Source organism: Variovorax sp. 20P10.2.4, from assembly GCF_058244205.1.
Map to the genome: position 1 here is coordinate 1 of NZ_JBZAYE010001194.1, position 1,037 is coordinate 1,037.

Sequence of the window (1,037 nt, forward strand, 5' to 3'; positions counted from 1 at the left end):
GTCGTGCAGCGGCGCGCCCATCTGGTTGAGCCGCAGCGAGGCCTGGATGCCCGCCGTGCTCGGGAACAGCCAGCGCAGGGCCTGCAGCGGCGCGGGCAGGGCCTCGACCGGCCACGAGAAGCCCGAGAGAAAAGCCATCGGCAGGGCCGTGAACAGCAGCACCTGCAGCGCCCGTTCGCGGTCGCGGAACCAGCAGCCCAGCAGCAGGCCCAGCGTGCAGATCGCGGGCACGTAGAAGGCCAGTAGCACCAGCGCGCCGAAGGGGTTGCCGCCGCGCGGATAGTCCTGCAGGAAGAACACCCAGCCGAAATAGAAGATGCCGCTGAGCACGCCGAAGCCCGACAGCGCCGCCAGCCGGCCCAGCCAGGCGCTCATCGAGGCGCGCAGCCGCCGCGCCTCGGCCCAGGTGCCGGCCAGCATGGCGGTGCCCATCAGCAGCGTCTGCTGCAGGATCAGCAGCGCCACCGCCGGCACCACGTAGCTGCCGTAGCCCTCGGTGGGATTGAACAGCGCCACCAGTTGGATGACCAGCGGGCTGCGGCTGCGCGCGGCCTGCACCGCGCTCTGGCCGCCGGCCTGCAGCTTGCGGATCTCGACCCCGGCCGAGACCGTGCCCACCGCTTCCGAGAAGCCGTAGAGCACCGCCTTGTTGAGCAGCGCATAGGCGCCGTTGCCCTCGATGCTGACCACCGCCGGCAGCCCGCGCAGCACGCTGCGCTTGAGGTCGGCCGGCAGCAGCGCATAGCCCTCGATCTCGCCGCGCCACAGGGCCTGCTGCGCCTCGTGCACGTCGGCCGTGACCAGGCGCACGTCCAGCCGCGGATTGGCCATCGCGAAGCGTGCGATCTGGCGCGACAGCCCGGTGTGGTCCTGGTCCACCACCGCGACCGGCACGCGGGTCACGGCCTGCGAGCCGTAGGGCCAGGGGTAGAAGAAGCCGTAGATGATCGGCGCCAGCAGCATGATCAGCAGCACGCCCTTGTCGCGCAGCACCGCCAGCGCGGTGTCGCTCCAGGCGGCGCCGAAGCGGGCGAGGG

General features: G+C 71.7%; 1 protein-coding gene. It reads right to left on the bottom strand.

What is annotated here, in order from left to right:
• A partial coding sequence (locus AC27VN_RS42240) for an ABC transporter permease (protein WP_490880632.1) occupies positions 1-999 on the bottom strand: 999 nt, incomplete at its 3' end.
• Positions 1,000-1,037 lie beyond the last annotated feature (38 nt).